Genomic DNA, 13145 nt, shown 5'->3' with positions numbered 1-13145 from the left:
CGAGCATGGTCTGTCCCGCGTTGCTGCCGATGGGGAACGCGTGCAGGAAATGCCGGGAGTGTGACAGTTTGCGGCGTCGCGGATGGGCGGAGACGCCGTAGGCGAGATTGGCGTGGGTGGCGCCGACGCCTTTGGCCCGGCCCGTGGTGCCCGAGGTGTAGATGATCTGCGCCAGCGCGCCGGGGTTGACGTCCCGCCGTACCGGGCCGTCCTCGCCCTGATCCAGCTCCGCCGGCGTCGCCCGCCATGCGCCCACGTCCGGCGGCTCGGTGCCGGGCCCGTGCAGCACGGCGGTCACGGAGCAGTCGGCCAGCGCGTGGCGCACCTCGGCGGGGGCCAGTCGTCCGGACAGCGGCACGGCGGCGCAGCCCGCCCGCATGACCGCGCACCAGGCGACGGCCAAGTCGATCCAGTCCCGCTCGTCGAACAGCAGCCCGACCCGATGTCCGGACGGCACGCCGCGATCGATCAGAGCGCGGGCGACCGCGTTGGACCGGCGGTCCCACGCGGCGAACGAGATCGTCCCCACATCGGCCACCACGAGGGCCGGGCTCTCGGGCTGCTCCTCGGCGCGATGTGCGAGCAGGTCGGCAAGCAGGAGCCGACCGTCACCGCTCACCACGGCACGTAACCGAAATATTTCGAGTGCACAACCTACCCCCGATCAACCGCCCCGTCGGATCGAGCCTATTTGGGCCTCTTCAAACCCACCTGGTCCGAAGAATAGGCAATGCGGGACGGTTCACAACAGAGAAATTTTAAGTATTTTTCCGAAACTTTCGGCGGTGCGGCCGGGCCAGGGACACGCACGCCAGCCGATCACGGCGCGACATGAAGGTTGACCATCAAAGCGCCGTCCGGGCGCCCGCCCCACCCGGCTTCCGGTCGCCTACGACACGGTCCTTGGCGAGTACGCCGGCGCGTTGGAACACGCGCCACTGTCGGCCGAGATCCGGCGCACCTATCGCTCCCGCGTGCGTATCTTCCTGGCCTGGCTGGCCGATCGCGCCGCCGGCGGCATCATCGCCGAAATCGCCCAGAGGGCCGGCCTGGACGATCCCACCACCGCGCCCGTCCTGCGACACACGCTCGCCACCACGCTGGTCCGCGGCAAAACTGACCTGGTTGTGGTCGCCGAGATCCTCGGCCACGCCCGCCTGGAGACCACCCGCCGCTACAGCTTGCGTCCGACACCGACAAGGACGCGGCCTGACCGAGCGGCGACGTCCGCCCTACCAATGCCCCCCAAGCGGGCCGGGTTCCACTTTTTCAAGGTCGTTTGAGGCGCGTGAGAGCCGTCCCGAAAACGCCCGTTATCTTTAGCCCGATCAACTTATGGCTCTCCGAACTGGGTGTTTGTGTCAACGACGTTGTCCGTCAGGTGAGCGCGGCGGCTCCTGATCATCCGGCTGGCATCGTTTGATCGTTATCAGAACGGGATGCGTTGATCCGTAGGATTGCTTCATGGGGTGGTCTCCGCCTGTCGGCGTACTTGTAGACGTGCAGAGCTGCGTACGGGTGAGCGCGTGCAGAGGGCGCTGGCGCGGGTGCCGTGGCGGTCCTCGACACTATGCACGGAGTGGCAGGCGTCCGGGTATGTCGCCAATGTCGGCGACGTCATCGAGGTTCCGACCGCTGCAGGGGTTGTCCGCGGCCGCATTACCGGCTATCCGTTGATCAGCTTCGTCGATCGCAGGTGGGGCGATGCCAGGCGTGGACGCGCTCAGCACCTTCCTCGGCGCGGTCGCTACCTGCGCCGACTGATCAAGGATCAAGACGCCGGAGGGCCCGTTGACGACAGATGAGAACGGAACGGCCGTGAAGGACACAGCGGACGGGAGGCAGGTGTTCATGGCGCTGCCGGCCCGAACGGATGACGACAGGGCGTCGTTCCAGCATTGTCTGGCGGCCGTGGTCGACGTGGTCGGGATCGAGGTCGCGCCTGAGCGAGCTCCCGGCGATCAGCGGCGCTGGAATCAGCTGGCACGGGTGGCGCTCCGAGAAGCCTGCCGCAACGGCCTGACGCTGTCTGATGCGTCCTTCGACGTACTCATCAAGGCAGCCGTCTACGACCCGGACCCGAGCTTCAACCGTCAGTTCGTCGAACCAGCTTTGAACGCATTCGGACGTCGGCGCGTCCGATCAGCGCTGCTTGATTATCTGCGAACGGGCACCGACGGGGAGCGGGCCGGCGCTGCGCGAGCGTGGTACTGGTCGGCTCTGCCACTTCGGCTCCACCAAGTGCAAGCAGAGACTCCGAACACCGGGAGCCAGGCAGAGTCAGATGACCGGTCGGTCCTGACGCGGGACTGGTACCAGGCCGCGCTTCAGGAGTTCGTGAGCAACGAGCACTTGGACGTTCGGCGATGCATTCTCCCCGGACTACCGCTCTGGCGATCCGCGTACCCGCCGGAGCTGCAGGACCTCGTGGACGCGGCAGTGTCGATCGCCCGCTCGCATCCAGACGAGTACATCCGTCATCGCGTGGAACATCAGGTCCGCAGTTGACCATATGTCGAGCGCGCTCCCTTCGTCGGTGCGCTCGGCCGTGAAGGCTAGAACTGCCCATGTGTCCGGGTCCTGCGGGCCGATCAAGTTCTCGTCGGGGTTGTCCCGTCTCATTTGATATGGCGGAATCTCATCAGAGGTGGCGCATTCCTTGATCTGTTCAGTTGTGGAGGCGGGTGCGACGATGACTGGCTGGATGTGGCGTTGCACGCCCTTGGATTGATGGCAGTCCTGTTCACCGGGTTCGTGATGCCGGTACTTGCGCGCCGCCGCGCCGCCGGCACCAGGGCGAAGGTGGAGACCACGCTGGCCATCGGTGCCGAGGTCGGCTCGCCTTCAACGGCAAAGCGGTGTTTGCGAGAGCCACATTCAGCGGACCCGTTCGATTTCCCAAGGAGGCACAGCATGTCGATCTCGACGAAGCCTTAGTGGAGCCCAAGGCGTTAGGTAAACATCTGCAGTGGCCGTTGGGATGGCTGATGGAGCCTGATGAGAAAGGGGGTCGCCTCCTGCGACGCGAATCTTCGTCCAACCCGAACGTGGACCCTGGCTCACCGGAGGTCCCTGCCTAAACAGGCATTTCGCGAACCACTCTTGATCAACTTCTTAGTTCAGTGAAGTCAACTGGATGGACTTCGCCACCCCCGACGCGGTCTCCACGATCGTTATCTAGGGTTGGAGGACCCTTCCAGCAGGTCAGAGGACGATGATCTCTTCTTTCACGTAGGCCAAGTTGACCGAGCTCGGCCCGCGACGCCACCCGCCAGGCGGACGGGTGCCGCCCACTCCCGTCCGACGAACCCTGCGAAAGGGGCAGACACCCGTGGAGATGCGTCAAGCCTGGCAAGCCCCGCGGTGAGCGGCTGGCACTCGAGACCTACGAGCCCGGCCCCCCGGTGCTGTCCGCGTTGCCGAGGGTTCGGCCCAGCTGGTCGATGCGCCGCACCCGTCCGTCCTCGGTGACCTCGCCGATGAGGATCCACTCGATCACCACGTGTCCGAGTTTGCGGTGGTCGGTGCTGAGGTAGCAGCGTGCGGCGAACCGGGGGCCGTCGACGACGAGATCGTCGATGCGCATCTCGCAGGCGGTGACGTTCTTGCGGGCCGGAGGCGCGTGCGCGATCAGCTGGTCGCGGGTGAGTTTCGTGCCGTCGGTCACCCAGACCGCATCGTCGGTCAGGGCGCTGGGCAGCCGCTTGAAGGCCTGTCAGGCACGTCAGGCACGTAGGTTGGCCATGGCTGTCGCGCGTGGGCCGCAGGAACCGTGACGCGGTTCCTCCCCGTGGGGCTCGATCCCCGGACGGTGCTGATGGCTTCGGGCTTGATATTCGCTGTGCCTGGGTGAGGCGTGTTCGTAGGATCCGTGCATGACGGACGAGGATGAGCGTGCCGTGCAAGCGGCCATCGATGGTGAGTTGCGGCTTCTCGATCCGGAGGTGCGCGCTTCTCCGGCCCTTGTCCGGGAGCTTCTGGATCCGGAGTTCACCGAGATCGGAGCCTCAGGACGCTGGTGGGACGCGGAGTCGATCCTCACTGTGATGGAGGGATCGGTGGCTCCGGAGTCGCCGGTCACGGTCAGCAAGATGTCAGGGGTCGTGCTGGCTCGGGGGATCGTTCACCTGACGTACTTTGCTGATAATCAGGGGCGCCGGGCATGGCGGAGCTCTCTATGGCGCCTGACGGAGACTGGCTGGCGCGTCTACTTTCATCAGGGCACTTTGGCTGGACGCCTTGAGCAGTGACTCTCTCAGGCCAGGAGGCCCAGGGTTTCGGGCGCTTCTATGACGGTCAACTGCCGCTCGGGGTCGGTTTCCTGGTGCGCGAACTGGCTGATCAGGTCGGTGAGGGCTTGCCGGTCCTGTCCGGGGAGGATCGACGTCCACGTGATCCCTGCCAACCCGGCCAAGGGAGAGCCGGCGCAACCTGCACGCCGACTTCCGCTTCGCGTTCTGGGCGAAGGGGACGGAGATCGTTATCCAGACCGAGGAGGTGTCAGCGTTCGCGTGGAGGGATCCGGCGGACCTTCCCACCCCGCGCCTGGCGGCGAGCGTCGCTGCGATCTGAGAGCCGTGCCGTTGGACGCCTCTTTCTCAAGGGAGCGGGCGTGACAGGGCGCTGGGGTGGGGTCGGTTGGGCGACCACTCGTGACGGTGGTCCTGTCGGTGATACTGCACCTGCAACTCGGCCGAGCGCTCCGGCGAGCACGCGGTGATGAGACGGCGGCCGCGTAGCCCTGGGCTGGCATGAAACACTGAGGCGTCCGACAACTCCGGGAGTTGGTGTAATAGACGCGCCCCTGGTCCAACGCCGGGATGCACCACATGACCTCGTGCTCGCTGCGCATCAAGACATAGGCGCGCCGGCCATCAGGAGCCAGCGCGAAGGTCGCCGCAGCGTCCTTTCCATTGGTCACGTCGGCAGAGCCATAACCAACACCGAGAGTGACGTTAAATCGCAAGCTTAGCCGAGCAGTCGCGAGAATGCCCTTTCTCGGGCAAATCCGTACTCTCCCGAAAAGCCAGTCGATGCGGCACGCACACCTCGTGTGCCTTGTCCGTCCCGCCGCTCAGCCGCTCGGCCAGCAGGTCCACCGCCGACTGCGCGATCAGCGCCTTGTCGGGCGCCACGGTCGACAGTGTGGGCGTGGCGAACCGGCCGTCCTGGATGTCGTCGAACCCCATCACCATCACGTCGCCCGGCACCTCGCACCCCCGCTTGAGCAGCGTCCGCAGGGCGCCCAGCGCGAGCGTGTCGTTGAAGCAGAAGACCGCGTCCGGCGCGCCGGAGTCGAGCAGGCGGCTCATGGCCTCGGCGCCGTCGGCGCGCCCCCAGCGCGCGACCAGCGCGACCAGTGACGGGTCGGCGGGGACGCCGGCCTCGGCGAGCGCCTGCCGGTAGCCCTTCAGCCGCAGGCGGCCCGTCGCGGCGGCGGCCGTGCGCTGCACGCCGATGGCGGCGATCCTGCGCCTGCCGCGCTCGGCCAGGTGCAGGGTGGCCGCCCGCGCGGCGGCCACGTTGTCGATGCCGACGTGATCGTACGGCGAGCGGCCCGTCCCGATGCGCTCCCCGAGCAGCACCATCGGCGTACGCTCGTCGCGCCCGGCCAGGTCCTTGCCCGTGAGCGCGAGAGGGCTGAACAGCAGCCCGTCGATGAGGTGGTCGCGGATCCCGGAGATCACCACGCGTTCCTTGGCCCGGTCGCCCTGGGTCTGGTCGATGAGCACGGTCCAGCCTCGCCGGTCGGCCGCCTCGATGACGTTCGTGGCCAGTTCGGCGAAGTAGGGGTTGTCCAGGTCGGGCACCGCCAGCGCGACCACGCCGGAGCGGCCCGCGCGCAGGCTGCGCGCCGACAGGTTCGGCCGGTAGGAGAGCTCGGCTATCGCCGCCTCCACCCGGGCGCGTGTCACGTCACTGACATGGGGATAGTCGTTGACTACGTTGGACACGGTCTTGATCGACACCCCGGCCAGCTTGGCGACGTCCTTCAGCCTCGGCCGCACCATGCCCCCTTCGCCATCGGAACCCTACCTTGTTTACAACGATGTAACGAACTGGCGCGAGGCAATTTACAACGTTGGAACCAACGATGTAAAACGTCCGTAACCTCACGGGCAGGAGTGATCTGGTATGTCCCTCGACAACCTCTCCAGGCGGCGCGCACTGGGCCTGGGCCTCGGCGCGCTGGTCATCGGCGCCGCCGGCTGCGGCGGAGGCGGCGGCCCCAAGCAGGCGCAGGCGCCGGCCACCACGGCGGCGCCCACCGAATACACCGGTCCCTCGGTCTCGCTGAAGTTCTGGAACGGCTTCACCGGCGGCGACGGCCCGGTTATGAAGAAGCTGGTGGACCAGTTCAACGCCGAGCACCAGAACATCAAGGTGACGATGAACGTCTACCAGTGGGCCGACTACTACGCGAAGGTTCCCGCGGCCGTCTCCGCAGGTCAAGGCCCTGACATCGGCATCATGCACGTCGACAGCGTCGCCACCAACGCGGCACGGCAGGTGGTCCTGCCCCTCGACGACGTGGCCAACGCGCTCAGCCTCACCGAGGCGGACTTCTCCCCGCCGGTCTGGAAGGCCGGCGGCTACAAGGGCACGCGCTACTCGATCCCGCTCGACGTGCACCCGCTCGGCATGTTCTACAACAAGACGGTCATGAAGAAGGCCGGGCTCGACCCGGAGCAGCCGCCCAAGACCGGCGAGGAGTACATGGCGGCGCTGGAGGCGCTGAAGAAGGTGGGCATCCAGGGGCACTGGGCCACGCCGTTCCCGTTCACCGGAAGCATGCAGTTCGGGACGCTGCTCTACCAGAACGGCGGCCAGCTCTTCGCCGACGACGCCAGCGTCTCGCGCTTCGCCGAGGACCCCGGCGTGCAGGCCCTGACCTGGCTCGTCGACCTCATCAACAAGGGCTACAGCCCCAAGAACGTCGGCCAGGACGCCGACTTCATCGCCCTGCAGAACGGCAAGGCCGCGTTCAACTGGAACGGCATCTGGTCCATCAACACGCTCAAGGAGATCAAGGACCTGGAGTGGGGCGTCGCGCCGCTCCCGCAGATCGGGTCGAAACCGGCGGCGTGGGCGGGCTCCCACCAGTTCGTGGTGTTCAAGCAGCGTACACCCGACCAGAACAAGCTGACCGCGGCCAAGGTGTTCATCAACTGGATCAGTGGCCACTCGCTGGAGTGGGCCAAGGGCGGCCAGGTGCCGGCACGCAAGTCGATCCGCGACGGCGCGGAGTTCGCGGCGCTGAAGGAGCAGGCCACGATCGGCACCCAGATCGACTACCTGTACTTCCTGCCGTCTGTGGCGGGCATCGGGGACGCCTCCGCGGTTGTCGACCAGGCGATCAACGCGGCGATCCTGCTCAAGAAGAGCCCCAAGGACGCGCTCACGGAGGCCGCCGCCAAGGCCGACAAGATCCTTGAGGCCAACCGGAAGAAGTACGGCGCCTGATGGTCGCGATTTCGGTGAAGGGGGCGGCGGAAGAGACGCCGGGGCGGGACGTGCGCGTTCCCCGATCGGGCAAGGCGACGCCGTACCTGTTCCTGGCGCCGTACCTGATCCTGTTCTCCGTGTTCGTGCTGGCCCCGGCCCTGTTCGGGATCTGGGTGAGCCTGCACGACTGGGACTACATGCTCGAGGGCAAGCCGTTCGTCGGCCTGGACAACTACACGGCGCTGTTCGACGACCAGTCGCCCGTCTACGGCGACTTCTGGATGTCGATGCGGGCGACCGGGATCTTCACAGTGTTCAGCGTGCCGTTCCTGGTCGTGCTGCCGCTCGGGGTGGCGTTGCTGCTCAACCGGCCCTTCCGGGGCAGGACGCTGTTCCGGGGGCTGTTCTTCGCGCCGTTCGTGCTGGGCGTGGCGGTGGTGTGCCTGATGTGGCGGCTGCTGCTCGACCCGAACCTCGGCCTGGTCGACTGGATACTCGGCACGCCGATCCCCTGGACCACCGCGACGCCGTGGGCCTGGATCGCGCTGGTCGGGGTGACGGTCTGGTGGACGCTCGGGTTCAACGCGGTGATCTACCTGGCCGGGATGCAGGACATCCCGCGTGAGCTGTACGACGCGGCGAAGGTGGACGGCGCGGGGCGGTGGGGCGAGTTCGTCCACGTCACGCTGCCGGGACTGCGGCCCGTCGCGCTGTTCGTGGTGACGACGACGATCCTGGCCTCGGCGAACATGTTCGGGCAGTCGTACCTGCTGACCCAGGGGGCGCCGGGCGGGGACACACGGACCGCGATCATGTACATACTCCAGCAAGGGCTCAGAGAGTACAAGATGGGCAGCGCCTCGGCCATGAGCTACCTGCTCACGCTGCTGCTGATCCTGGTCAGCGTGGTCAACTTCCGGCTGTTCAGGACCCGGTCATGAAGCGCTACACGGGCCTGCTGGCCCTCGCCGTGCTGTTCGTGGGGCCGCTGGTGTGGGCCTTGGGCGTGTCGTTCAAGACGCAGACCGAGGCCACCCGGGTACCGCCCACCCTGCTGCCCGCCGAGCCGACGACGTCCGCGTACGGGACGGTCTTCCAGGGCACCACGGACACGCCGGTGCTGCGCTGGTTCGCCAACAGTCTCATCGCCGCCACAGGGCACATGCTGCTGGTGCTCGCGGTGTCGTCGCTGGCCGCGTACGCGCTGGCCAGGCTGGAGTTCCACGGCAAGAAGCTGATGTTCGGGGTGATCGTCGGCACGCTGCTGGTGCCGGGGTTCGTCTTCCTCATCCCGCAGTTCCTGATCGTCGACCAGCTCGGCTGGCTGGACAGCCTGACGGCGCTCATCGTGCCGGGTGCGGCGGGCGCGTTCGGGGTGTTCTTCCTGCGGCAGTTCTTCCTCGGGCTGCCGCGTGAGCTGGACGAGGCCGCGCTGATGGAGGGCGCCAACCACTGGCACATCTTCTGGCGGATCACGCTGCCGCTGTCGCGGCCCGCGCTGGCCACGCTGGCCGTGCTGAGCTTCCTGTCCAACTGGAACGACTTCATCTGGCCGATCTACGTGATCTTCAGTCCCGAGTACTTCACGCTGCCGCCGGGCCTGTCGATCCTGCAGGGCGCGTACACGATCCACTATCCGGTGATCATGGCGGGCGCGGTGCTGGCCAGCATCCCCGTCCTGATCCTCTTCAGTCTGACCCAGCGGTACGTCATCGAAGGCATCTCTCGTAGTGGCCTGAAAGGCTGACATATGCACTTGGCTGTCATCGCCACGCTGATCCTCTCCCTCTTCGCCAATCCGGTGTCCAACTCCTTCTCCGACACGTTCGCCGACCCGTCGGTGATCCGCGGGCAGGACGGCTACTGGTACTCCTACGGCACGTCGGACCCGCTGCGCGAGGGTGAGAAGGTCATGCACACGCTGCCGATCGCCCGCTCCAGCGACCTGGTCAACTGGACCTACGTGGGCGACGCGTTCGGGCCGGACAACCTGCCGTCGTACGCGGCCCCGGGCAGTCTGTTCTGGGCACCGGACATCCGTTACCTCGACGGCCGGTACGTCATGTACTTCACCGTCACCGACACCGCCACCACGCCCGCCAACTGGGACTACTCGATCGGCGCCGCCACGGCACCCACGCCGACCGGGCCGTGGACGCACATCGACGCCCCGGTCGTCGCCCCGCGTCCCTCGGGCAACTCGTACTGGAACACGATCGACCCCTCGCAGTTCACCGACGTGGACGGGCGCAAATACCTGTACTTCGGCGGGTTCTTCGGCGGCCTGTGGGTGACCGAGCTGTCCGACGACGGGCTGCACGCCACCGGGCAGCCGCAGCAGGTCGCGATCGACAACAAGTTCGAGGGCGCGTACGTGGTGCGCCACGACGGCTACTACTATCTGCTCGGCTCCTCGGCGAACTGCTGCGCCGGGCCGACCACCGGTTACTCGGTGCTGGCCGGGCGCTCGACCAGCCCGCGCGGGCCGTTCGTCGACCGCGAGGGCGTGCCGCTGCTGGCCTCGCGCGCCGGTGGCACCCCTGTTCTGGACCAGAACGGCAACCGCTACATCGGCACCGGCCACCACGCCCAGCTCACCGACCTTTCCGGTCAGGACTGGATGCTCTACCACGCCATCGATCGAAGCGACCCGTTCCTGGACGAGCCGTACGGGATCAACGAGCGGCCCATGCTGCTGGACCGGCTGGACTGGATCGACGGCTGGCCGACCGTGCGCGCGGGGGCCGGGCCTTCCGAGCAGTCGCGGGAGACGCCGGTGACCCGCGGGGTCGTGGACGATCAGTTCGCGGGCGATCTGTCGGGCTGGCGGAACACGGCCGGCTGGACCGTACAGGATGGATATGTCCGTGGCCAGGGCACGCTCATCAGCCGCAAGTCGTTCGGTGGGGACGTCCGCGTCGAGACCGACCTCAAGACGGACAAGTCCGCCGGGATTCGCATCGGCGGCACGACCGCGGTCGTTTCGCGCGACGGGTTGATGCTTATCTCGGGCGGCGCGTCCCGTACGGTGGCGCTGCCCGGAGGGGCCGCGACCTGGCACAATCTGGCCGTCACCGTCAAGGGACGGACGATCACCGCCGAAGTGACCGAGGCCCGGCTCCGTGACCCGCAGGCGAGCGTCACCGTCACGGGCAGAGCGAACGGCCCGATCGGGCTGGTCGCCGACGAGGGCGCCGACTTCGACAACGTCTCCGCCGCCCCGCTGTTCAAGGCCGTCACCAAGGCGGCGCCGACGCCGCGTACGGGCAGGCTGCTGGACGCCGACGAGTTCAACGGGCCGCTCGACTCCCGCTGGATCTGGGTGCGGCAGGACGCTGCGGCCAAGATCGAGGAGGGCGCGCTGCGCTGGCCCGTCCAGGGCGCCGACCTGGTCGGGGCCGCCAACAAGGCGTCGGTGCTGCTGCGCGAGGCCCCCAAGGGGGACTACGTCGTGGAGACCAAGGTCACGCTCGACCTGGGTGAGGACGCCGTACGCAACTACCAGCAGGCCGGGCTGGTCGCCTACGCCTCCGACGACGACTTCGCCCGCCTGTCCCAGGTCGCCATCTGGAACACCCGCCAGGTCGAGTACGGCCGCGAGCTGACCTTCGCCGGCCGCCTGTCCTACGGCGGCAACATCGTCGGCCCGCCCGCCAAGACCACCTGGCTGCGGCTAGCGCACCATGTGGACCCGGCCAACGGGGAGCACGAGTTCCGCGCCGGATCCAGCCGCGACGGCAAGACCTGGACCTGGGGCGGCGTGTGGACCTTCCCCAATGACACGGCCGTGCGCATCGGCCTGGTCTCCCACGGAGGGGCCCAGCCAGCCGTCAACGCCGACTTCGACTACGTACGCGTCTACCGAGGAGCCTGACCTGTGCCGCAAGCACACCTGACCCTTGACCCCTCTTTCCGCATCGCCCCCGTCAACCGGCGCCTGTTCGGCTCGTTCGTCGAGCACATGGGCCGGTGCGTCTACACCGGCATCTATGAACCGGGCCACCCGGCGGCGGACGACAACGGCTTCCGCACCGACGTGCTGGAGCTGACCCGCGAGATGGGCGTGAGCGTGGTCCGCTACCCGGGAGGCAACTTCGTCTCCGGCTACCGCTGGGAGGACGGCGTCGGCCCCGACCGGCCCTCCCGGCTGGACCTGGCCTGGCGGCAGATCGAGACGAACGCGTTCGGGCTCAACGAGTTCATGACCTGGACCCGGGCCGCCGGGGTGGAGCCGATGATGGCCGTCAACCTCGGCACCCGGGGCATCCAGGAGGCCTGTGACCTACTCGAATACGCCAACCACCCCTCGGGTACGCAGTGGTCGGACCTGCGGGTCAAACACGGGGTGACCAACCCGTACGGGATCAAGCTCTGGTGTCTCGGCAACGAGATGGACGGACCCTGGCAGATCGGCCACAAGAGCGCGCACGAGTACGGACGGCTCGCGAACGAGACCGCCAAGGCCATGCGGCTCGTCGACCCCGACATCGAACTGGTGCTGTGCGGCAGCTCCAACAGCGGGATGCCGACATTCGGCGCGTGGGAAGCCACTGTGCTCGAACACGCCTACGACGCGGTCGACTACCTGTCCCTGCACAACTACTACGAGGAGAACGGCGACCTGCCCGGCTTCCTCTGCAGCGCCGTGGACATGGACCGCTACATCTCGGCCATCGTGGCCACGGCCGACCACATCGGAGCGAAACTCCGGCGCAAGAAGAAGATCAACCTGTCCTTCGACGAGTGGAACGTCTGGTACCAGAGCCGGTTCACCGGGCGCGAGCGCTCGCCGTTCCAGGAGACGCCGGAGCTGATCGAGGACACCTTCACCGCCGCCGACGCCGTGGTGGTGGGGGACTTCCTCATCACGCTGCTGCGGCACGCCGACCGGGTGAGCATCGCCTGCCAGGCGCAGCTCGCCAACATCATCGCGCCGATCAGGACCAAGCCCGGCGGCCCGGCCTGGCGTCAGACGATCTTCCACCCGTTCGCGCTGACGGCCCGGCACGCGCGCGGCACTGTGCTGCGGGTGGAGCCGTTCGGGCCGCTTCTGGAGACCAAGCGGTACGGCGAGGCGCCCGCGCTGTCGGCGGTGGCCACCGTCGACGGGTCTCAGGTGGCGCTGTTCGCCGTCAATCGGTCGCCCGACCAGGACCTTGACCTCACCGCCCGGCTCCCAGCGGCGGTCAGGCCGGTGTCGGCCTCGGTGATCGCCGCCGGGGACGACCCGCACCGGGTGGAGGCCCTTCCGCAGCCGCTGACCGTACAGGCTGACGGTGACCGGCTGACGGCGCGGTTGCCCGCCGCCTCGTGGACGATGATTCTTGCGGAATGCGAAAACTTGCTCGATCACAATAAGTTGTAGACGGAAGGGATGACCGGGCTACGCGAACGCAAGAAGCAGGAGACCCGGGACACTCTGTCGAAGGCCGCGGTCCAGCTCGCGCTGGAGCGCGGCCTCGACACCTACGCCGGACTCGACCTGCACCAGGTGCGCCACAGCGCCGCCACCCACCTCGGCGAAGCCGAAGTACCGCTCCAGCTCATCATGGGCAAGACCCGCCACAAGAACCTCAGAGGGCGGTCCGCGGGTCTATGCCCCTGATGCCTTAGTGTGATCGAGTGAATCTGTAGCGTTATGCCTGCCTGGTGGGCTCGGCTGTGCTGGGATGGCGGGGTGAGTGAGCACGGACTTATCC

General features: G+C 67.4%; 13 protein-coding genes. 9 read left to right on the top strand and 4 right to left on the bottom strand.

Annotated elements, in window-relative coordinates; translation table 11 throughout:
* Nucleotides 1-619: AMP-binding protein (locus tag EJK15_RS61560; RefSeq protein WP_240777952.1), on the bottom strand; the 619-nt coding region annotated here is incomplete at its 3' end.
* Between the two features lie 304 nt (nucleotides 620-923).
* On the opposite strand from EJK15_RS61560, the gene EJK15_RS61555 reads away from it, so the two are divergent.
* Nucleotides 924-1283, top strand: a complete 360-nt coding sequence (locus EJK15_RS61555) for a tyrosine-type recombinase/integrase (protein WP_138719614.1) — start codon at nucleotides 924-926, stop codon at nucleotides 1281-1283.
* Nucleotides 1284-1818: 535 nt separating this feature from the next.
* A complete protein-coding gene (locus EJK15_RS61550; RefSeq protein ID WP_206061989.1) occupies nucleotides 1819-2508 on the top strand; it encodes a hypothetical protein in 690 nt (229 codons plus the stop codon).
* Nucleotides 2509-3385: 877 nt separating this feature from the next.
* Here EJK15_RS61550 and EJK15_RS61545 read toward each other — a convergent pair.
* A complete protein-coding gene (locus EJK15_RS61545) occupies nucleotides 3386-3667 on the bottom strand; it encodes a hypothetical protein (protein ID WP_138719613.1) in 282 nt (93 codons plus the stop codon).
* A 208-nt stretch (nucleotides 3668-3875) separates the two neighbouring features.
* Here EJK15_RS61545 and EJK15_RS61540 point away from each other — a divergent pair, with 208 nt between their 5' ends.
* Nucleotides 3876-4250: a nuclear transport factor 2 family protein gene (locus EJK15_RS61540; RefSeq protein ID WP_138719612.1), complete on the top strand. Its 375-nt coding sequence runs from the start codon at nucleotides 3876-3878 to the stop codon at nucleotides 4248-4250.
* 5 nt (nucleotides 4251-4255) lie between these two features.
* On the opposite strand, the gene EJK15_RS72090 is transcribed toward EJK15_RS61540, so the two are convergent.
* Together EJK15_RS72090 and EJK15_RS61535 are read right to left on the bottom strand one after the other, a co-directional pair.
* Nucleotides 4256-4405: a hypothetical protein gene (locus tag EJK15_RS72090; protein ID WP_171075262.1), complete on the bottom strand. Its 150-nt coding sequence runs from the start codon at nucleotides 4403-4405 to the stop codon at nucleotides 4256-4258.
* A 550-nt stretch (nucleotides 4406-4955) separates the two neighbouring features.
* The gene (locus EJK15_RS61535; protein WP_206061987.1) at nucleotides 4956-6011 is read right to left on the bottom strand and encodes a LacI family DNA-binding transcriptional regulator; all 1056 of its coding nucleotides are present in this window, start codon (nucleotides 6009-6011) and stop codon (nucleotides 4956-4958) included.
* 124 nt (nucleotides 6012-6135) lie between these two features.
* Here EJK15_RS61535 and EJK15_RS61530 point away from each other — a divergent pair, with 124 nt between their 5' ends.
* The 6 genes from EJK15_RS61530 to EJK15_RS75695 are packed head-to-tail and all read left to right on the top strand — an operon-like array spanning nucleotide 6136 to nucleotide 13051.
* A complete protein-coding gene (locus EJK15_RS61530; protein WP_138719611.1) occupies nucleotides 6136-7464 on the top strand; it encodes an ABC transporter substrate-binding protein in 1329 nt (442 codons plus the stop codon).
* A complete protein-coding gene (locus EJK15_RS61525; protein WP_138719610.1) occupies nucleotides 7464-8387 on the top strand; it encodes a carbohydrate ABC transporter permease in 924 nt (307 codons plus the stop codon). The genes EJK15_RS61530 and EJK15_RS61525 overlap by 1 nt, the downstream gene beginning before the upstream one ends.
* On the top strand, nucleotides 8384-9193 hold the full coding sequence (locus EJK15_RS61520) for a carbohydrate ABC transporter permease (RefSeq protein WP_138719609.1): 810 nt from the start codon (nucleotides 8384-8386) through the stop codon (nucleotides 9191-9193). Before EJK15_RS61525 ends, EJK15_RS61520 begins: the two co-directional genes overlap by 4 nt.
* A 3-nt stretch (nucleotides 9194-9196) precedes the next feature.
* Nucleotides 9197-11320 carry a glycoside hydrolase family 43 protein gene (locus EJK15_RS61515; RefSeq protein ID WP_138719608.1) on the top strand — a complete coding sequence of 708 codons (2124 nt, stop codon included), beginning with the start codon at nucleotides 9197-9199 and terminating at the stop codon, nucleotides 11318-11320.
* 3 nt (nucleotides 11321-11323) lie between these two features.
* Complete coding sequence (arfA, locus tag EJK15_RS61510) at nucleotides 11324-12811, top strand: arabinosylfuranosidase ArfA (RefSeq protein WP_138719607.1); 1488 nt, start codon at nucleotides 11324-11326, stop codon at nucleotides 12809-12811.
* Nucleotides 12812-12820: 9 nt separating this feature from the next.
* A complete protein-coding gene (locus EJK15_RS75695; RefSeq protein WP_138719606.1) occupies nucleotides 12821-13051 on the top strand; it encodes a tyrosine-type recombinase/integrase in 231 nt (76 codons plus the stop codon).
* Nucleotides 13052-13145: the final 94 nt, after the last annotated feature.

Origin of the sequence: Nonomuraea basaltis, assembly GCF_005893125.1 — a bacterium.
In the GTDB taxonomy this organism is placed as follows: Bacteria; Actinomycetota; Actinomycetes; order Streptosporangiales; family Streptosporangiaceae; genus Nonomuraea; species Nonomuraea basaltis.
The sequence above is the reverse complement of the archived record's forward strand: the minus strand, read 5'-3'. Positions and strand labels throughout refer to the sequence as shown.

What these genes read in the sequence shown, in the direction of transcription:
- EJK15_RS61540 (WP_138719612.1), top strand. Translation starts at nt 3,876, where the DNA reads ATGACGGACGAGGATGAGCGTGCCGTGCAAGCGGCCATCGATGGTGAG.
- EJK15_RS61530 (WP_138719611.1), top strand. Translation starts at nt 6,136, where the DNA reads ATGTCCCTCGACAACCTCTCCAGGCGGCGCGCACTGGGCCTGGGCCTC.
- EJK15_RS61535 (WP_206061987.1), bottom strand. Translation starts at nt 6,011, where the DNA reads ATGGTGCGGCCGAGGCTGAAGGACGTCGCCAAGCTGGCCGGGGTGTCG.
- EJK15_RS61515 (WP_138719608.1), top strand. Translation starts at nt 9,197, where the DNA reads ATGCACTTGGCTGTCATCGCCACGCTGATCCTCTCCCTCTTCGCCAAT.
- EJK15_RS61525 (WP_138719610.1), top strand. Translation starts at nt 7,464, where the DNA reads ATGGTCGCGATTTCGGTGAAGGGGGCGGCGGAAGAGACGCCGGGGCGG.
- EJK15_RS61520 (WP_138719609.1), top strand. Translation starts at nt 8,384, where the DNA reads ATGAAGCGCTACACGGGCCTGCTGGCCCTCGCCGTGCTGTTCGTGGGG.
- EJK15_RS75695 (WP_138719606.1), top strand. Translation starts at nt 12,821, where the DNA reads ATGACCGGGCTACGCGAACGCAAGAAGCAGGAGACCCGGGACACTCTG.